Below are 18,258 nucleotides of genomic sequence, written 5' to 3'. Positions count from 1 at the left end.
CAATTAAAAAAGCTAAAACCCATAAAATATTTGTTCCGTAGAGCGCTTCTTTCATGGAAAGACTCCCGTATTTTTTTCAACGATTATATTCTGAGGCTTAAGTCTGTTTTGATATCGCTCAAGACGGTTTACCATATTGCTGAGTAATACTTTTACGTTTATATCAAACTGATTAATGTTTGTAGTTTCAGAATAAAGTGAGAGACTTAATCTCATCACATCATAAGCAAATATGCTAAATGCTTGAGGGTCCTTCTTTCTGAGTTCAGCAGCTTTAGGACAAATGGTATTCATAAAAATGGATGTGGGGATATCTATAGGCGACTCTTCTAAAGGTTTCGATTCGATAATTTCTTGTTCATTATCTGGAGAAGTTTGTTTAGAAATTAATAAATAAACATCACCATTCTTCTCGACTTCTAATTCGGCCAAGATCTGCTTGATAGTTTTCGCACTTAGCTTGCATACGGTAGCCAACTGAGAAACAGTTAAGCCGTAAGTATCATTTGCCAGTGCCTCATATACCTTCGCTTTGTATTTTTTGAAATTACTCATTTCATTGGCCTTTTTAAGTTCAGCTGCTGTACTCATTTTCACTTTCTCCATGTGGCTTCTTTGAACTTTACATTTACTAAGCAAGCATCGATTTCAGAAGGGTTAACATTATCGAACTGGTGGTTCATGTGAGCGCCTATTACTAGAAGAATGCGCGTCTTTGTTGAGTAGCGATATTTCATTGGCTTATCTCCAATGGTGCACCTGGCAATTGAGCTTCGCGGTTTTTATAGGCTGTCATCGCGTCATACTTTAGAGTTCCATTTTCAAGTAAACGGATCTCAGCGAATAAGGTGCGTAGAACATCAATATTCTGTGCAGCATGTATACGCTCAATTAAAGGTCTGTTTTGAAGTTGTCTAAGACGGTGATGTGATGCCTCTAGTAAAGGCTTGCGCTGAGCTTCTGACCATTTGCGCGTGCGGTCAAAGATCGCATTAACTTCTCCAGCATTCCCAGCCATATCCATTTCAACAATTAAACTGTCTATAAGAGCTTTGGTGTATGTGAATTCAGGATAGGCAGGTTCAGGATCTATTAAATCAAGCTGTGAAAGTTCTTCTTTTCGTTGCTCATAATGAAGTTTTAACTCTCGTAAATCCTCAGTTGAAAGATTATTTTGGCTTGCCAGGATTGTGTCATTAGCTTTAGCTAATTCTTCAGTGGTATTAGCACGATCTATTAGACCCTTAAGTATTTCTTTTGGGGCAGATGTTTTTTTATCGCTGAAAGTTGTCTCTTGAATAACTTTAATTAAATTGTCGCGTTCTAGATCTTCTAGATGGTCATTTGCGCCAATCTTGTTTTTAACGGCTTTCAGTTCTTCAGCTGAGGTGCAAGATTCGATGTCACTAATAAATGAATCATGTAAAACAGAAAATACTTGCTCACTAGCTGTATCAGCTGCATCCATTTCAATAAAATCCAGCTCAGTTAATCGAGCTTGTTTAGCAATTTCAATTTCATCCAATTGCTCTTGCGTAAAACCTTCTTTTTCAAGACCTGAACAAACGTTTTCTACTTCTTGCTCTGTATTTGCAATTTTCAAAGCATCTAGTAAAACTTGGTGTTGAACATAGTTTGAATCTTCAGATGTTGTGGTTTCATCAGTCGAAGAGGGTTCCAAAACTTCTGTATGAGTTGGATCCTCAGCTTTGACTTCCTCAACTTGTTTTGGAGTAGCAGTCTTTGAAGATTTTTTCTTTGCTGCTTTTTGTTTTTCTGCACCACCGATAGGAACTACATGAACATCGCTTGTATCTACATCACGGCCAACGGCTGCACAAAATGCCTTTAACTGGAGTCGAGCATTCTCTATATCAGCTTGAGCAAATCCATTTGTAATTGCTGTTTTATGAGCAGAAGTTTCATTGTATTTGTACCAATAAATGCTGCCAGTTGGCTCTATAAGATAAATATCTTGATCCAGTTTGACATCATCAAGGGTTAGTGGTTGAGTAAATGTAATCCCAGCCAATTCAACTTTTGGCAATTGGATACAGTACTCATAGCCTGGCAAAGGAAATACTGTAGCCGGGAACTGATCCAAAGTTTTAAACTCACCATCGATGTGGCGGCAAAGAATAACTTTGCCGGACATCAAAGCATTAAAGGCTTCTTGATTTGAAATTAAGTTAGTCATATTAAATTCCTGCCTCTAATTAGTGATGAAGTGGTTGAGTTTGGTTTTGTTGCTGAGTATTGGAATTAAAATTCCATCCCATTTGATCTGCACGAGCTCGACATGCATTAGAGATCCCAGCGGCATATTGTGAATTTGCAAAAGTAGCAATGGCTTTATCCAGGGTTGATGGATATTTGGCATTTTTGATACTGGCAAGCGCATTGTTATAACGCTGAGCTAATGATTGAGTGCTATTGTTTGCTTGTCGGCTTTGATTAGATTGCTGACCTTGATTATTGTTATTACGATTGCTTTGATTTTTGGATGCTTGGTCCATTTGTTGATGATATTCATTAGTGTCATAGTCCTTAGTGTCATCAATAAGGAACAATCCATTTAAAGCGTATTTACGAGCGTAAGAGCTTGATGCGCCAAATGTTTGAGCAACGTCCATACCTTTCTTATTAACGTCAACACCAGCATGAGCCGTTACAGTAATCTCTTTACCTTCTGCATCTGTAAATACAGCTTTTGCAGTAATTACGACAACTGAGCCAACTTGTTGAACTTCATCTGTAAGGACGAGTGTTGCGCCTAATTCATTTAAATGTGGTTTAACTGCTTCAAGAATGTCTTCACAGTTACGGTATTTATATTTTCCAAAATCATTAGTTTTGTTTTTTGGAGCTTTCAATTCTTGCTGAATTTTATGTAATGCATTGTTTTGATTAGTCATGATGCCACCCAATTAATAACGAGAGTTTTTATAAGCGATACGTTGCTCTGCGCTGTATCGTTGGGGTTGAGTACGGTTCTTTTGTTCAATAGCGCGGTGATAATTAACACCACCTTTAAATTCAGGCTTGAACCATTTTTGTGATAATTCATCCGTAGTAATAGGGCGCGGCTCGCTATCTTGTGAATCTTTTACAAGCACGTTGTACCAGTTAAAAGGCTGAGCTCTTTTCCCACCAGCAAACTCTTTGTCAAAGTCTGGCGTAAAATCTAAAGTCAGCTTGGCCAAATAAATTTTCGGCCCAAGACGCACATGGTAGAAACCTTCCTGGTCTTTAAGAAGAAACTGACGAAATGGTGTGGTGAAGGTCTTTTTCATTACTTAGTTCCTCCACCAGGTGATTTCTTTCAATAAAGCCAACGAGAAGGGCGTTTATATTTCGATGATCGATGTAATCTGTAAAATCTTTATAAGGTTTGCCGTTTGCGTCTTTAACGTTAATTTCACCTAGCTCAGTAATATCTACGGCGATAAAGTCAGAACCAGGAACACCATAGTCATCTTTGTGAGCTGAATATTTAAAATCAAAATCCAAGGTAAAGCCGTCCAGATTAACTGAAGCAATACCAGAATCTTTACTAGTGATTTGAAGTGTTTTAACGCCGTATACGCTAGGCGTAGTGTTGGGAACAAATACTTTATTTGTATTGGTGCTTGATTCAGCAGTTTGAAAACCGCAGTTATTTAGAGTTACCGTAGCAATAGCAGCTGATACGCCAATAGCTAAGTAATACTTGTATGGGTTTGCTTTTACGTTCATAATTGATCTCGCTGTAAGGAAAAAGCACATCGGAAGGTCAAAGGGTCGGTGTGCTTTTTTGTTGTCTGTGAGAGAATGGTAAGCTAACTTACTTTTTTTGGTCAAGGATTATGGTAACTAAAATTACTTTTATTTTTGATGGAACTTACTTTTATGTTTTAATAGACAAAAGAAAACCCACCGTGGTGGTGGGCTAGATGAGGATGTTAACAATGGACCAAAAGACTTTAGATTTTCTTGAAGACTTGCATGAGATTACAAACAAACATGGAGTCTATATATCAACACTGTTGGATGGTTCTGGTAATATCAAGAGCACATTACATCTAATTCCTATAGAAAGTGGCATTCAATCTGCTGGATATTATGTGCTAAATAGTGAAAGTAACGAGATTGTATTTGATTGGTGTTAAACAAGCCTAACACTTAGACCAGAGTTTGGTCCTGCTGGTAAACCGAGTGCTGTATCTAACCCGTTAGATCTTAGATCGTCAAGTAGTTTACTTGGATCAATAAATTCACCAATCTTTTGCTGGGATGCAGTTCTTGCATTGGATACATTTTTTGCCCGATAAACTTGAAGTGATTTATTGGTTTCAATTGCAACTAAACAAAGAGCCCTTACATAAAAGCGATTAAATTGATCTTCTGATAAAGTTTCATGAGCATTAAAGGGGACCTTCTTAAGTCCTGTTTTGGTTTGCTCCATTGAATTAAATCTACCATCTTGACGTAACTCGTTACCTAGTGACACTTCATCACCATCAGTAACATGTTTGATCAAAATATTGGGGTAGTCATTAATGCCTTTTTGACTAAATCTTTTGCTGATGTATAGGTTTTTATTGGAAATATCAAGTTGGATTTCTAGCAGCATTTTTTCACGAACATCTTGATTTAAATCTTCGAAATTAAAACTCATTTTTCTCTCCACCTGATTATTTTGAAGGGCCGTGTCAGGTCACGGTATTAAATTTCTTGTTGCCCTGAAAACTCAATTCTTGATAAATAATCAATAGGAAGAGCCTTCTTCTCACCTGTGATGGTTTCAAAATGAATCCAAATGGCAGCGGCTTCATTTTCAAAATTAATGCTGATTAGTTTCACTAGATTGTAGGGCTCTGCTGTACCAGACATTCTGATATTAAAGCGACAATTTTCTTCACGAACAAAGGAGATGAGCATCTGGTGTATAGCCATCTGCTCTGTACTTGTTAAGCTTCTATATTCGTGAAGTTCTGGCTGTCTATATTTTTTGCTCATAAGGTTTTACTCTTTTGTATTATCAATCCGTTGTCTAAGCTTACCTTCCTGCACCATTTGCTCATTAGTGAGTACAGGAATAAAGAAGCTATCACCAATTCCTTTTGAAAGAATCTTTACCTCATCGACAGTAAGCACTAATGCTTCATGATTTGCAGCAGCATCATTAATTCTAGTAATAATTTGATTGATTGGCAGTTTTGAATTGTCCATCTTACTTATTCTCCTAAGGGTAAAATATTTTTAATGAGCTTGGGGATGTTCTTGTCTATGCTGGCTCGGAGGAACGATGTCAGTGATAGCGGTAATGCTTTCAACTTCATCCATATTAAATGTGAGACGCTCACCGCCATTCACTGCTATAAGACTCAATACATCATTTTGTATACCAATGAATTCTTTAATTGTGCATCGCCCATCTTTAAGACATACCTGAACAAATTCCATTGGTACAAGTTCTGCATCAGGATCACATACTACATACCAACCATTACGAATGGCTGGGAACATTGAGTCTCCAGTACCCTTTATGCCATAAGCCCTTGCTCCAGCAGTATGAGTAGGAACATAACCATCACCACCATTACCCTCGTAACCCATGTCTGTGAAGTACCCATCTAGGCCCATTTTTGAATAGGCCTTTACGGGAACATATCTTTTTTGAGGTGGGAATGGCTGAACAGGCATTTCAATAAACTTAACAGCATCCTCACTATCAGGAATATTGTACTTTTTCTTAAATGCCTCGATATCCAACTTTTTAAATTGGGGAACATTGTTTTCAAATTGACTAGCAGCAACCTCTGGATCTTTGCCAGTCAGTAGCCACTCTGGTGTTGTATCTAAAGCTTTAGCAAGGGCAAGGAGGCTTTCATGCTTAGGAATGTTTTCATCCTTCTCCCAATAAATTACAGATGTTTTAGACACACCTACCACATCAGCTAGTTGTTGTTGCGTTAATTTTTTTACTTTACGCAATTGCTTTAGTCGAGTACCAAGAGTTTCCATCACAAAACACCATTGAGATATGTAAGTAATCTTACCAATTGACAAGGTAAGTTTAATGTTATTTAATTAGGTAAGTTAAATTACTTTTAGGGTAACTTAGGTGACTAAATCTGAAGCGCTAACCCTACTTAGCTGTACTGTTACGCAGTTGGCTTTGAAATTGGGGATTTCTCATAACGCAATTAGCCAGTGGGAAGAGGAAAAGATTCCCTTAGCCCGTGAGTATCAAATCCGTGATTTAGCGCAGGGCAGAGAGCCTCTAAAAAACAAAGTTGTTGAATAAGGACGTACAAATGAGTCTTGAAAAAGAAGATCTTCGCTTGAAGATGCTCCCCGACATGATGGAGCGTTTGCGATTGATCGCGGATGTTCGTGGTAACGAGTATGCACATCAAGCTGTAGTCCTCTTAGAGAAAGCCATTATGGGTGAATATCATGAAGTTAGCTTAATGCTTGAAAGGGCTGAAAAAAATAGGAAGAAACGGGAGCGTTTGGGACTACTTGGGAAGGTTGAGGAAAGCCCTGAATCTCAAATTTTAGAAATAAAAAAAGCCTGATTGACTCTATCAGACTTTTTAGTCCACCAGCGCTTGAAGGAACCAATGAACATGCGAACTAATTTATCAGAACAAACGAATGAGCTCAACACCAAATTTCATCCATTAAAAAAGCCTGGAGATTGGAGTGCCCAGGCTTTCAGTTCATCGATAAAGGGAATCAAGAACATGAATAATTTATCAAATCAATCGACTGAACACAACCCACCAGAGTTTTTACCTGGTGATATGGTGGTGTTTACACATCAAAAATATGAAGACGTCTTACTTGAGGTAGTTGGTTTCTCTAGTGATCCAGAACTACTGAAAGTAAAACGTCTTAAAACAGCTCTATGTGGGTATGTCTTCATTGAGAATTTACGTCATGCCACGGTTGCTGAAATCAAGGCAAAACGCCGTTTAGCTGCACTAGTTATCTTGTTTGTGTCTGATATAGAGATGCACTACCAACGTGCCTTAGAGTCGCAAAAAGAGGTGTCTTGATATGATTATTTCTGAACAAAAACGACAGCAAAACATTCAGTCTTGGCATGAACCTGCTTTAAGAACCCTTACTGGTTTACTTGATAAGCGAAAGAAAAATTTAGAACGCCAAAACCGTGATGTGAATAACGCAGCAGTAACACGCGATGAGTTTATGCAAGCTCTTGTAGACCAACACGGCGCACATGGTATTTATCTTTACCATGCTGGCGTAATTATCTCGAGTCTTTACCGAGCTAAGCGCATTCGATACTTAGGTACTTTCATTCAAATTATTGAAGAAGGTGAGTTCTAGTGAGTAACTCATTAAGCATTAAAGTCATGAGGTACTTACATCATGAGTAAATACACCCCTAATTCCTTTCAAGTAACAAATGCATTTGTTGATGATGCAATGAATAAAATCTCAGATCCTGCGGTTAAGATTTATCTCATCATTAACCGTAAAACGCGTGGGTGGAATAAAGAGGATGATGCGCTATCTATATCTCAGTTAGAGAAGCTATCGGGTAAAAGTCGGCCTACGGTAGTTAAGTGCACAACTGAGCTTGTTAAGGTGGGATTGGTAAAACTTCATAAGCAATCAGTTCATGGAAATGTTTTTTCATTAACTGACAATTACAACGTTGGAGCCTTAATAAATTTCCCAAGCAAAAGTTCTGTATTGGTTCAAAGCTTAACGCTGTTTAAAGGTCAGCTAGTTAAAACGTTTAACTACCAGAAGCATCGCCCTAAAAAATCAAATCGAGGTAGAAAAAGTAAAAAACCACGCTTAAATTTTCCTCAACATTCAAACTTGCTAGTAAAAGCGTTTAACTACCTAGATAAACCTTACCAGTTAAACGGTTTAACCCCTGCTAGTAAAAGCGTTTTACCTTTACTGGTTAAAGCGTTTAACACACAAAACACACTATCAAAACACACTAATCAAAATAAAAAAAATACGTGGTTTGTTGTTGAAAATTTGAAATTAGAAATTTTTTCTATCAATCCGTCAATTGATACCAACGAGATTTTTAAAGCTGCATGGTTTGAGAGAGAGTTTAAAGCGTTCGAGGGTTTTAACCAGGATCGCAATCACTCCGATGATTTCATGGTTAAGTTTTTTGCAGAGTGGATGCTTAAAGCTCGCGCCAAATACGCAAAGATGAAAACACCAGCACCACGCTCTTTTGAAAATAAAAACTCAAGTGGCCAACAATCCCATTCTGAAAACACATTGTCGGAGGTAATAACTTTTGCCTCTGACAAACAGCTTTTTACTTTTGCACGCCGTCTTGTAAATCATCCTGATTTCAAAGATTCATTTTGTCATACCGGGGAATCTTGGATGGATGCTGGAAAGCGTATGGCCCAAAAGCTGGTAGATCCCGAGCAACAAAAACCATTTATTCCATATTTGATTGAGATGGGTTTTAAAACTCCATCAAAAGGAGCAAGCCATGCCTAAAGAAATATTAAAAAACCGTCCGGAAGGTGCGACACATTGGCAAGCTGGCGTGTATTACCGATTAAGTAAATACGGCGTTTGGGCAAAATGGGATGGAAGTTGGATCACTAGCTTTAAATGGCCGGGTGGAGTCATGACGCCATTATCAAGCGGGAATCTGGAAAAAGCGCTCAAGGGTGATGAATCTAAATGACTTCAATGAGCCTAGCTGATTACCGTGAATTATTTCCAATTCAGAAAAATAAAAAGCGCCGTTCAGCAACGCAAGGAACCAGACAGGCAAGTGAAGGTGAGACGGTTTTAGCAACACACTTAAGAGCATGCAGAATCGATTTTGAGCAGGAATATAAATTCCACCCAAAACGCAAATGGAGAGCAGATTTTTTAATTACCGGTACAAAGATTTTGATTGAGGTTGAAGGTGGGATTTGGAGCGGTGGACGCCATACGAGGGGTAAAGGTTATTTAGGGGACATGGAAAAATACAATGAAGCAGCAATGATGGGTTTTATAGTTTTACGGTTTAGTACAGAGCAAGTGAAGTCGGGCGTGGCGATTAAGCAGATTGAGCAATTGGTGGGATGAAAATGAATATGGCAGTACAACAACACATTTTACAAGCGGTCGATTGGTCTAAATTTGATTTAGAGGGTTGGTTACGTCAGTTTTACGCTTGGTCTGATGGTCGCACACAAACTATTTTGTCTATGATCAAGGTTCCAGTAGATAAAAAGATGACCCAGGAACAAAGGGAGGCTTTAATTGCTGAATACATGCTTTTACAGGATTATAAAAAGCCAAAGCCCTTAAAAGTTAAATGCCTTATCGATGATAATGAAGCTCGTGCAGTACAACGCCTTATCTTGGATATGCAAGGACGTAGTGAAGTTATGGATGAGTGGATGAATGCGATAATTACAAGATACTTCTTAAATAAAAGTTGGCTTGAGATGGTAAATCAAAAACGTACACAACATGATGCTCGTGAAGATGTTAGTTGTGGTTTGGCTGCATTACATTGTAAATACCCATTTATTAGATTCGATTTGAAGAATAGAGAGAAATAATTAGATTGACCCTGCGCAGGTAATATGGCATATTTGTATTACAGTGTTCGAAGTGTAATTAAAGCACTGGTATTAAAGCTCATCAAATGATGGGCTTTTTTGTTGCTCTGAATAACTTTAAGTAAAATAAGTTGCGTGTTTTGCGATTATGTGTATAATTTGTGACGAAGTTTGCATTTATTGAATGGTTTTTAGGTATTTCTCGCTTATGATGTGAATGGCCACTTATTCTATTCACATGAGTTTATGCCCGCAGCCATCCGTAGATGCGGGCTTTTTTAATTGCTTTATCAACTGTAGTACTATAAATACTACGATAACAAGAACCCTCAATGATCAGCGCAAATGTCATAAGGGGAAGCCTGCTCAATGAGTGGGCTTTTTTTATTCTGGATATAAAAATAAAAGAACTCGGCACTTTGGGGATGCCGAGTTCCAGTTGAGCCTGAACTTAGTAAGATGAATGGAGAAAATGATGCTGATGGTCCCGTATCAGATCGATCAACTACAAGTCCAAGAATAAATTATCAAGATATAATTTATAGCACAAGGTGACAACTTATATAAAAGATGTGTAATACGTCACAAGATTTTGCACATATTAACTTACATTTTGTAAATTAGCCGAGCGTATTCCGGCACTTGAAGCCCTGCTAAATATCGATTATTGGCAGGGTTTTTTCTTTTATATCGTTTTATCGTAAATAAATATGAGTATCCCATTATTGTGAATGGGCAACGGAGTTGATTATGAGTAAATTAATGAGCGCAAAAGAACGTGCTGGTGCGTTAGAAGGGTACGCTGGTGAAGATTTAGAGGCGAGTATTGATGCAGTTGATACACTTCATGATTTTGTTCATGTACAGCGCATTAAAAAGGTTGTTGTACAAATTCAGGAAGACAAGCTTCCTGAGTTTGAGAAGCATTTAGTTAAATTTTTTAAAAAGCATGGTTATAAAGCTACGATAGATTCTTGATCTTTTGTATTACTTTGGGATTTATTTTCATAGCTTTCTTCTGGGCTTTAAAAGCAACCTCAATTTCTTTTAATGCTTGAAGATAGGTTGAAATTAAGAATGATGCGTCAATTTCAGAGTCCTTACTTTCATTCGCGATTTTAATTTTAGTTAACTCTAAGGCTAGAATTTCTTTAGTTTCAGTTTTCATATTTTCTCCAATATTTATAGATAATTAAGATAAATGTTGGCACAAAGTCTTAATTTTATAATATCAGGGAAAGTGTATTTGGGTTTGAATATGAATGAGCTTGGTTTTCATGTTCCAGTTCGGCCAATGCCTCCAGAATGGATTTTTGAGTTAGATACTCCCAACTTTGCACCAGCACCAGAAATGTGGGATTGGATTCGACAGGTATTTTTAGATCCTAAATCTCAAATGTTTAACTCGGATCATCTGCATTTACGGTCATTTCGTTATCCAAATATTGCCGTGATGTGGGCTAGATCAGGCTTTAGTAAACAAGGACGTCAGGTCATTGGTACAACAGAGAAAGTCATGATCAATGCTGGCGGCTGGAAGCAGGAAAGACAAGAAGAACAATACATTCAATGGTTCAGATGTGTTCCTGAATACCTCATTACTTTTGATGCTTCATATTCTCGTATTGCTAATGATGTGGACTTTTGCGCTTTGGTTGAACATGAGCTTTATCACATTGCACATAAGAAAGACCAATACGGAACACCTGCATATAACAGAGAGACTGGCGCGCCAAAGTTAGCAATTCAAGGCCACGATGTAGAGGAATTTACAGGTGTTGTTCGCCGTTATGGGGCAAATAAAAGTGTGCAAAGAATGGTTGAGGCAGCGAATACAAGACCAGAGCTGTCACGTGCTGATGTTCATTACGCTTGTGGCACTTGTTACTTGAGGGTGGTTTAAATTTTTTTGCCATTCTTCTTAGACGTACTTAGACGGATTGGTGGAAATGGCACGTATTAATAAGAAGGTGAAGCTTTTCATCATTAGGATGCTTGCTGAGTTTGAAACGCCCACTGAGACTGCTAAAGCGGTAAAAGACATATTCAATTTAGATCTGACCAAACAGCAATGTGAAGCATACGATCCTACGAAGAAGATTGGAAAAGACTTAAGCCAGGAACTCCGAAATTTATTCTTTGATTATCGCCGTAAAGCCAATCAAGAGCTTGAGGCTATACCCATCGCAAATAAACGTTATCGGTTGCAGTTGCTGCAAGAATTGGTTGAAGAATACCCAAAGAACCCTATTTTGATCCCGAAATGGGCGGAGCAGGCGGCAAAAGAAATGGGTGGCTTATATACCAACAAGCAAGAAGTTGATCATACCAGTAAGGGTGAATCAATCAATAAACCTACAACGATTGAACTGGTAGGACCTCATGTCAAAGGTACAGATAGAACTACCACCTAAATTGATTCCATTATTTAGTGAGCCAAAATTACGTTATCGATCTTCATGGGGCGGACGTGGTTCGGCGAAGACCAGAACGTTTGCCAAGATGACTGCGATTAAAGGCTATATGTTTGCTGAAGCGGGAATGAGTGGAATGCTGCTTGGTGCACGTGAATATATGAATACGCTAGCTGATTCGTCTATGGAGGAAATCAAGCAGGCGATTCGTTCAGAGCCATTTCTGAATGCTTATTACGATATTGGCGAAAACTATATTCGTACCCGGAACCGCCGTGTGAATTATGGCTTCTGTGGTCTTCGGCATAATCTGGACAGCATCAAGTCAAAAGCCCGTATTTTACTTTGCTGGGTGGATGAAGCTGAAACTGTGAGTGAAGTTGCTTGGCGTAAATTGCTGCCTACCGTCCGTGAGGCTAATTCAGAAGTTTGGGTGACATGGAACCCTGAACGCCGTGATAGTCCAACCAGCCAGCGTTTCAGACATGAAGAAATCAGGGATGAGCTGACAGGCGAGTTAATTGGTCTCGGCGTCGAGATGAATTACTCAGATAACCCATGGTTTCCTGAAGAGCTGGAGCTGGAACGGCGCCGCGATCAGCAGAATCTAGCCCCTGAGGATTATGACTGGATCTGGGAGGGGGCCTATTTAGAAAATGCAGATGCACAAATCTTCCGGGGGAAATTCCAGAAAAAAGAATTCATGCCAGACCCTAAAACATGGGACGGTCCTTATCAAGGGCTGGACTTTGGTTTTGCCAATGATCCGACAGCATGCACACGGTCATGGATTTTTGAAGATTGTTTGTATATCGAATATGAAGGCGGCAAGGTTGGTCTTGAGCTAGATGATACGGTTGAGTATTTACAGGCAAAAATTCCTGAAGTTGAAAAGTATTCAATCGCCGCTGATAACGCCCGTCCTGAATCAATTAGTCATCTTAAAAAGAAAGGCTTACGGCGTATAACTGCCTGTGAAAAGGGCAAAGGATCTGTCGAGGATGGCATTGCATTTATTCGATCATTTAAACGGGTATATATCCATCCACGTTGTAAGGAAACTTATCAAGAGTTCAAGCTTTACTCGTATAAGAAAGACCGCCTCACAGACGAAGTGTTGCCAATCATTATTGATGCACATAACCACTATGTTGACTCACTCCGTTATGGACTGGAGAAGATTATGAAGCGCCGTGCGAGCATGAAAATCAGCTCTAAACTTGTTAATAGGGTAAGACGTAAATATGGCTAAAAAGAAACATGGCAAAGCGAATGTCCATAAAAAGCGAACGAGCGTTAAGTTAAAACAACGAGAATTGGAAGCGTTAGAAATCAGAAACCGAATCAATCAGCGGATTTTTGATGTGGTAAATACCTTGCAGCAGCAACGTGCTCAACAGGCAGACCAAGAATACAAGCTACCTGAAATTATGCCAGGTGTTGTACCTGAGGGGGGAGAATCCGCAATAGCACAAGATAGTGCTTGTTCTGGCATTACAGCCATGGTGAACCGCAACCCTCAATTTTATGGCGGCTTTGTTGGTTATGCTGCCTTGGCGCAAATGACACAATCCAGTGATTATCGTGCTGTACCTGAAACAACTGCTAATGAAATGACCCGTGAATGGGGCAAGGTGAAAGTGTTAGGAGAGGGGGCAAACGAGCTAAAAAGCCGTGTTAAAGCCATTGAGAAGTGTTTTAAAACTCTTGGTGTGCGTTCCCTGGTGCGAAAGCTAATTGAAACGGAAATGATTAACGGCCGAGCACAGCTTTTTATCAATATCAAAGGACATGAGGATGATGTAGATCTGCCTTTGTTGCTTGATAGTAAAAGCATTGTAAAGGGTAGTTTGGTCGGTTTTAAAGTGATCGAGCCAATGTGGACGACACCAGCGGAGTATAACTCAGTAGATCCAACGGCCCCCGACTTTTATAACCCGACCTCATGGTATGTGATGGGTAAAAAGATCAGTGCAGACCGCTTGATTACTTTAATTATGCGACCTGTTCCTGACCTGTTAAAGCCTGCTTATAACTTTGGCGGTATTCCAATCATTCAGCTCATGCAGCCTTACGTTGAGCGCTGGCAGCGTACCGTTGATGCGGTGAGTGATTTGATCCACGCTTTTTCGATGACTGGACTCAAAACAGATCTATCAGATGTGTTATCTGGGGATGAGGATGGCAGCAGCACGTTCCTACGCATGCAATTGTTTAATGAGTTCAAGAACAATCAAAATACTTGGCTATTGAATAAAGACAGTGAGGAGTTTTTCCAACTTAATACGCCATTGACTACGCTTGATACGCTGATGCAGAAAGCTCAAGAGCAAATGGCTGGACCGAGCAAAACCCCGATGGTGAAATTGTTAGGGATAACGCCTAGCGGTTTGAATGCCAATAGTGATGGTGAGATCCGTGTTTATTACGATTACATCATGTCATTGCTTGAGTCATTTATCCATGAGTGTATCGAGCAAATTTTACGAATCGTTCAATTACATTTGTTTGGTGAGATCCATGAGGAAATTGGATTCGAGTTTAACTCTTTACATCAAATGACTGATGAGCAACGTGCAAACACTAACAAAGCTAAAGCTGAAACGGCCGCAACGCTTGTAGAGGCTAAAATCATTAGTGAACATGAAGCTCGGACAAGTATTGCTCAGGATGAGTCTAGCGAATATTCAGGCATTGATGCGGATGCACAGCCAACATGGGACGAGTTAGATGATGAAGTTGAAAACGAAGCCCGTAACGCTGCCTGAGATTAAATCCAATGTAGGGAACGAGCGCCAGTTTTATAAAGCCATCATGAAGCTGATTAGGGATATGCAGGACGATATTAATCAAACGTTGATTAAAGAGTATCGGGCATCAGCACAGCGGGAAAAATTAGCAATGGATGGCGTAGCTGATTGGGTTGCTCATGTTGTTGAGTATTTGACAGATCAATGGAGCATAAAGCTTGATGATTTAGCCACAAAAATGGCAACACAGTTTATTGATAGCACCGTCAATTCTTATGACAAGTCGCTATTGAAACATTTGCGTGACGCTGGGTTCACAGTCCGTTTCCAAATGACCCCTTACATGTCGGATGTTTTAAAAGCTTCAGTTGCTGAAAACGTTGGGCTCATTAAGTCCATTGCATCGGGACACCTAGATAAAGTTCAAATGTATGTGTGGCAGTCTGTCAGTAATGGTTATGACTTGGCTGGCCTAACCAAGAACTTAAAGCATGAATATGGCATTACACAGCGTCGTGCTGCCCGTATTGCATCGGATCAAGCAAACAAGGCTCATGCGGAATATGAGAGTGCTAGACGGCAAGAGCTTGGCATTAAGAAGGCTATTTGGCTGCATTCTCATGCTGGAAAAAAACCAAGACCCTCACACGTTGCTGCACATGGAAAAACCTTTGATGTGGTTAAGGGCATGTATCTGGACGGTCAGTGGGTTAAACCTGGGCAATTGATTCATTGCCGCTGTGGGAGTAAAGCAATTATTGATGAAGGGGTTTTATTAAATGTGGCCTAAATTAATCGCGATGGATTCATCATCCGTAAGGCGATATGACGGCAATGGGCATCTCATCATTGAGCGAACGGTGATTACCAAGTGTGGGGTGAATGAGTACCTTGGTAAAGAGATACCTGGCTACGAGCAGTTAGGTTTAGACCCTAAAAAAATCTATCGCTTATTACGAGATCCGGAAGAGCTGTCAAAGGCTCTTTTTACGTTTAGAGGGGTTCAATTTTTATTACGTCATATCCCTGTCAGTGCTGAAAAGCCTCAGAAAGACTCTACAGCTGGTGCAATCGGCACAGAGATCGAAATGGAGGATGGCATTGTTTACAGCTCAATGCGCGTATGGGATGCCAAAGCGATCCGTTACATCGAAACAGAAACGCTTAATGAGATTTCTGCTGGTTATGCATATACCCCCGATATGACACCAGGTGAATGGAATGGCCAGCCATATGATGGCGTTATGCGAGATATTCACGGCAATCATGTTGCTTTAGTTAAACACGGTCGTATCGGTACAGATGCGGTTATTGCAGATCATCTACCAGATGAATTAAGAGAGAGACAAATGGGTAATAAAACCAAATTGAAAAAAGGTGCAGTTGGGCGAATTGCAAAAGTCATTCAAGGTTTTGCAATGGACTCAGAAAATCCAGAACTTGGGCAAGATCAAGTGGAGGACGTTGTAGAGGCGGTTACTCAGGAAATTGAAGAGGAGCCTGAAAAAGTAACCTTAGGTGCCGATGAAGTTAAAGCGGGCTTGGCAGCATTAGACGAGGATATTGTTAAAGAGATCCTCACTGAATTGGGCTTAGCTCCGACAGCGGCAGATGGTGGTGATGACTTACCAGGTACTGCTATGGATAGCGCTGAAGTCCTGAATAAGGCGAAAGCTGAAGCACGTCAAGAAGTTGTGGCTTTATTCGCAGCTCGTGAAGAAGTGAAGCCATTGGTCGGTGTTATTGCCATGGATAGCGCTTTAGATACTGCAGAGGCGATTTACAAGCATGCGCTAGACACAAAGGGTGTTGATACAGCTAACGTCCCACCAACAGCGTATAAGGCCATGGTCGGGCTATTAAAGAGCAGTACACAGAACCAGCAGGCGACACGCGCACCACGCTTGGCATTGGACAGTGATGCATCGGTACAAACCGCAAAACAAGTGAGCCGTTTTGGTTAATAAAGAGGATATAAAGATGGGTTTTCAAAAATCAGTCAATGGTGATTTGCCAATTGGTGTAGCTGGAGATTTTGCCTCAACGAATCCTTATGCCTCAGTTATTGCAGGTGAAGGTGGTTTGATCGTTGGTGATGAACCGGTGACGGTTGGTAATTTCGCTTGGGCAGATGATGAGGGTGTTGTTAGCCCGAAAAAAGTTGATGGTGGTGTATTGGGCTTTGTTGGCCGCAGTTATACCGCAACAATTCTTGAGCATCGTGTGGAGGCTTCTATGGAGATTCCTGCGGGTACAGGGATTACCTTATTGGCAAAAGGTGACTTTTTTGCATTCTTTGAAGATGGGGCTGAAATTGGTCAAAAAGTTCTCGCCAGTGAAGATGATGGGCATGTAAAAGCTGCTGAAGATGTTGAGGGAGGCTATATCGATACAGGTTATACCGTTGCTTCAAAAGCTGAAGCAGGCCGTGTTGCTAAAATTACAAAACAATAAGGAGATAAATTAAATGCCAATTGATTTTAATATGCTTGCAGAGCGTGCTGGTATTCACTTTATGACCGGTCGTGAAATGGTAGAGCTTACCGATGCAGCCCGTGCCGACATTGCTAGCATAGCAATGGATAGCGCGTTAATGACTACTGCAAATAGTGGTGTTTTATCAATGTTCACCACTCACCTAGATCCTCGTGTCATCGATACCATTGTTAAACCAATGAAAATGGCTGAAGCATTTAAGGAAGTGAAAAAAGGTGACTGGACTTCACAAGAGGTCCGTTTTATGGCTGTTGAGAGTACGGGGGAGACGTCGACTTATGGAGACCATAGCAATAATGGCATGTCCGGTGCTAATGCTTCATTTCCATTGCGTGAAACCTACCATTATCAAACCATCATTAACGTGGGCGAGCAAGAGGCTGCAATTGCGGGAACCGCTGGTCTAGATTTAGCATCACGCAAACAAATAGCCGCATCTTTGGCGCTCAATAAATTCCAAAACAAATCATACATTTTTGGAGTTAAGGGCAAGAAGCTCTACGGGACTTTGAATGATCCGGATCTAGAGCCGGCAATCACCTCTCAAAAATGGGAGGAGATTGAAGATGCCGATGTACTGTATGGCACGATTCAAAAATTGTTTAAGCAATTGGTTAAACAATCGGGCGGTATTATTGACCGTGAAACAGCAATGACGATGCTGTTATCATCTGAAGCAGAGTCTTATTTTACAATCACCAATGGTTTTGGGGTAAACGTTACTGATTTACTTAAAAAGAACTTTCCAAACTTAACTATTGTGACGGTTCCTGAATATGAAACGACAGCAGCCGGGCAAATGGTGCAGCTCTATGTTGATGAGCATGAAGGACAACCCGTGGTTGAATTAGGCTTTACTGAGAAAATGCGAGCGCATGCATTAATTCCTCAACTCTCCAGCTATAAGCAAAAACGTTCTCAGGGGACATGCGGTGCAGTGATTTATTTCCCGTTCCTTGTGGCAACGATGATCGTTTCTTAACAGCATTTTTGATTTTTAAGATACTGCCTAAAAGGGCAGTTTTTCATTTTAAG

The 18,258-nt window shown here is 40.1% G+C and carries 28 protein-coding genes; 18 read left to right on the top strand and 10 right to left on the bottom strand.

The window, feature by feature from the left end; translation table 11 throughout:
* Window positions 1–51: 51 nt before the first annotated feature.
* From RMB03_RS17560 to RMB03_RS17540, 5 genes are all read right to left on the bottom strand, one after another.
* Complete coding sequence (locus RMB03_RS17560; protein ID WP_311077086.1) at window positions 52–591, bottom strand: hypothetical protein; 540 nt, start codon at window positions 589–591, stop codon at window positions 52–54.
* A gap of 142 nt (window positions 592–733) precedes the next feature.
* Complete coding sequence (locus tag RMB03_RS17555; RefSeq protein ID WP_311077085.1) at window positions 734–2,197, bottom strand: hypothetical protein; 1,464 nt, start codon at window positions 2,195–2,197, stop codon at window positions 734–736.
* A 19-nt stretch (window positions 2,198–2,216) separates the two neighbouring features.
* The gene (locus RMB03_RS17550; RefSeq protein ID WP_311077084.1) at window positions 2,217–2,915 is read right to left on the bottom strand and encodes an ERF family protein; all 699 of its coding nucleotides are present in this window, start codon (window positions 2,913–2,915) and stop codon (window positions 2,217–2,219) included.
* A gap of 12 nt (window positions 2,916–2,927) precedes the next feature.
* Window positions 2,928–3,293, bottom strand: coding sequence for a hypothetical protein (locus RMB03_RS17545; RefSeq protein ID WP_311077083.1), 366 nt, complete (start codon window positions 3,291–3,293; stop codon window positions 2,928–2,930).
* Window positions 3,250–3,735: a hypothetical protein gene (locus RMB03_RS17540; RefSeq protein WP_311077082.1), complete on the bottom strand. Its 486-nt coding sequence runs from the start codon at window positions 3,733–3,735 to the stop codon at window positions 3,250–3,252. Before RMB03_RS17540 ends, RMB03_RS17545 begins: the two co-directional genes overlap by 44 nt.
* 212 nt (window positions 3,736–3,947) lie before the next feature.
* Here RMB03_RS17540 and RMB03_RS17535 point away from each other — a divergent pair, with 212 nt between their 5' ends.
* Complete coding sequence (locus tag RMB03_RS17535) at window positions 3,948–4,148, top strand: hypothetical protein (protein ID WP_311077081.1); 201 nt, start codon at window positions 3,948–3,950, stop codon at window positions 4,146–4,148.
* On the opposite strand, the gene RMB03_RS17530 is transcribed toward RMB03_RS17535, so the two are convergent.
* From RMB03_RS17530 to RMB03_RS17515, 4 genes are read right to left on the bottom strand one after another with little or no spacing between them, the layout of a single operon-like run.
* Window positions 4,145–4,657, bottom strand: a complete 513-nt coding sequence (locus RMB03_RS17530; RefSeq protein ID WP_311077080.1) for a hypothetical protein — start codon at window positions 4,655–4,657, stop codon at window positions 4,145–4,147. The two genes, RMB03_RS17535 and RMB03_RS17530, sit on opposite strands and share 4 nt — an antisense overlap.
* A 47-nt stretch (window positions 4,658–4,704) precedes the next feature.
* The gene (locus RMB03_RS17525) at window positions 4,705–4,998 is read right to left on the bottom strand and encodes a hypothetical protein (RefSeq protein WP_311077079.1); all 294 of its coding nucleotides are present in this window, start codon (window positions 4,996–4,998) and stop codon (window positions 4,705–4,707) included.
* A 6-nt stretch (window positions 4,999–5,004) separates the two neighbouring features.
* Window positions 5,005–5,211, bottom strand: a complete 207-nt coding sequence (locus RMB03_RS17520; protein WP_311077078.1) for a hypothetical protein — start codon at window positions 5,209–5,211, stop codon at window positions 5,005–5,007.
* Window positions 5,212–5,241: 30 nt separating this feature from the next.
* Complete coding sequence (locus RMB03_RS17515) at window positions 5,242–6,006, bottom strand: helix-turn-helix domain-containing protein (RefSeq protein WP_311077077.1); 765 nt, start codon at window positions 6,004–6,006, stop codon at window positions 5,242–5,244.
* Between the two features lie 100 nt (window positions 6,007–6,106).
* On the opposite strand from RMB03_RS17515, the gene RMB03_RS17510 reads away from it, so the two are divergent.
* From RMB03_RS17510 to RMB03_RS17470, 9 genes are all read left to right on the top strand, one after another.
* Window positions 6,107–6,289 (top strand): Cro/CI family transcriptional regulator, encoded by a 183-nt coding sequence (locus tag RMB03_RS17510; RefSeq protein WP_311077076.1) that lies wholly within the window; start codon window positions 6,107–6,109, stop codon window positions 6,287–6,289.
* A gap of 10 nt (window positions 6,290–6,299) precedes the next feature.
* Window positions 6,300–6,563, top strand: coding sequence for a hypothetical protein (locus tag RMB03_RS17505; protein ID WP_311077075.1), 264 nt, complete (start codon window positions 6,300–6,302; stop codon window positions 6,561–6,563).
* Between the two features lie 168 nt (window positions 6,564–6,731).
* A complete protein-coding gene (locus tag RMB03_RS17500; RefSeq protein ID WP_311077074.1) occupies window positions 6,732–7,046 on the top strand; it encodes a hypothetical protein in 315 nt (104 codons plus the stop codon).
* Window position 7,047: 1 nt separating this feature from the next.
* The gene (locus RMB03_RS17495) at window positions 7,048–7,341 is read left to right on the top strand and encodes a hypothetical protein (protein WP_311077073.1); all 294 of its coding nucleotides are present in this window, start codon (window positions 7,048–7,050) and stop codon (window positions 7,339–7,341) included.
* Between the two features lie 42 nt (window positions 7,342–7,383).
* Entirely contained in the window at window positions 7,384–8,496 is a 1,113-nt protein-coding gene (locus tag RMB03_RS17490) for a hypothetical protein (protein WP_311077072.1), read from the top strand.
* Window positions 8,489–8,689 (top strand): hypothetical protein, encoded by a 201-nt coding sequence (locus RMB03_RS17485; protein WP_311077071.1) that lies wholly within the window; start codon window positions 8,489–8,491, stop codon window positions 8,687–8,689. The genes RMB03_RS17490 and RMB03_RS17485 overlap by 8 nt, the downstream gene beginning before the upstream one ends.
* Complete coding sequence (locus RMB03_RS17480; RefSeq protein ID WP_311077070.1) at window positions 8,686–9,081, top strand: DUF559 domain-containing protein; 396 nt, start codon at window positions 8,686–8,688, stop codon at window positions 9,079–9,081. The genes RMB03_RS17485 and RMB03_RS17480 overlap by 4 nt, the downstream gene beginning before the upstream one ends.
* 2 nt (window positions 9,082–9,083) lie before the next feature.
* Window positions 9,084–9,563, top strand: coding sequence for a hypothetical protein (locus tag RMB03_RS17475; protein ID WP_311077069.1), 480 nt, complete (start codon window positions 9,084–9,086; stop codon window positions 9,561–9,563).
* A 750-nt stretch (window positions 9,564–10,313) separates the two neighbouring features.
* A complete protein-coding gene (locus RMB03_RS17470) occupies window positions 10,314–10,541 on the top strand; it encodes a hypothetical protein (RefSeq protein ID WP_311077068.1) in 228 nt (75 codons plus the stop codon).
* Here RMB03_RS17470 and RMB03_RS17465 read toward each other — a convergent pair.
* The gene (locus RMB03_RS17465) at window positions 10,525–10,731 is read right to left on the bottom strand and encodes a hypothetical protein (protein WP_311077067.1); all 207 of its coding nucleotides are present in this window, start codon (window positions 10,729–10,731) and stop codon (window positions 10,525–10,527) included. The two genes, RMB03_RS17470 and RMB03_RS17465, sit on opposite strands and share 17 nt — an antisense overlap.
* A 90-nt stretch (window positions 10,732–10,821) precedes the next feature.
* Between RMB03_RS17465 and RMB03_RS17460 the strand changes: the two genes are divergently transcribed.
* From RMB03_RS17460 to RMB03_RS17425, 8 genes are all read left to right on the top strand, one after another.
* Window positions 10,822–11,466: a putative metallopeptidase gene (locus tag RMB03_RS17460; protein ID WP_311077066.1), complete on the top strand. Its 645-nt coding sequence runs from the start codon at window positions 10,822–10,824 to the stop codon at window positions 11,464–11,466.
* Between the two features lie 46 nt (window positions 11,467–11,512).
* Window positions 11,513–11,977, top strand: a complete 465-nt coding sequence (locus RMB03_RS17455; RefSeq protein WP_311077065.1) for a DUF2280 domain-containing protein — start codon at window positions 11,513–11,515, stop codon at window positions 11,975–11,977.
* Entirely contained in the window at window positions 11,946–13,229 is a 1,284-nt protein-coding gene (locus RMB03_RS17450; RefSeq protein WP_311077064.1) for a phage terminase large subunit, read from the top strand. The genes RMB03_RS17455 and RMB03_RS17450 overlap by 32 nt, the downstream gene beginning before the upstream one ends.
* On the top strand, window positions 13,222–14,745 hold the full coding sequence (locus RMB03_RS17445; protein WP_311077063.1) for a DUF1073 domain-containing protein: 1,524 nt from the start codon (window positions 13,222–13,224) through the stop codon (window positions 14,743–14,745). Before RMB03_RS17450 ends, RMB03_RS17445 begins: the two co-directional genes overlap by 8 nt.
* Window positions 14,708–15,517 (top strand): phage minor head protein, encoded by an 810-nt coding sequence (locus RMB03_RS17440; RefSeq protein ID WP_311077062.1) that lies wholly within the window; start codon window positions 14,708–14,710, stop codon window positions 15,515–15,517. The genes RMB03_RS17445 and RMB03_RS17440 overlap by 38 nt, the downstream gene beginning before the upstream one ends.
* Window positions 15,507–16,691, top strand: a complete 1,185-nt coding sequence (locus RMB03_RS17435) for a DUF2213 domain-containing protein (RefSeq protein WP_311077061.1) — start codon at window positions 15,507–15,509, stop codon at window positions 16,689–16,691. The genes RMB03_RS17440 and RMB03_RS17435 overlap by 11 nt, the downstream gene beginning before the upstream one ends.
* A 16-nt stretch (window positions 16,692–16,707) precedes the next feature.
* Window positions 16,708–17,181 carry a hypothetical protein gene (locus RMB03_RS17430; RefSeq protein WP_311077060.1) on the top strand — a complete coding sequence of 158 codons (474 nt, stop codon included), beginning with the start codon at window positions 16,708–16,710 and terminating at the stop codon, window positions 17,179–17,181.
* 139 nt (window positions 17,182–17,320) lie between these two features.
* Window positions 17,321–18,205, top strand: coding sequence for a major capsid family protein (locus RMB03_RS17425; RefSeq protein WP_311077059.1), 885 nt, complete (start codon window positions 17,321–17,323; stop codon window positions 18,203–18,205).
* Window positions 18,206–18,258: the final 53 nt, after the last annotated feature.

Origin of the sequence: Acinetobacter sp. V91_7, assembly GCF_031799075.1 — a bacterium.
Taxonomy (GTDB): Bacteria; Pseudomonadota; Gammaproteobacteria; order Pseudomonadales; family Moraxellaceae; genus Acinetobacter; species Acinetobacter calcoaceticus.
Note: the sequence above shows the minus strand (reverse complement) of the source record. Positions and strands in the feature narration are given on the sequence as shown.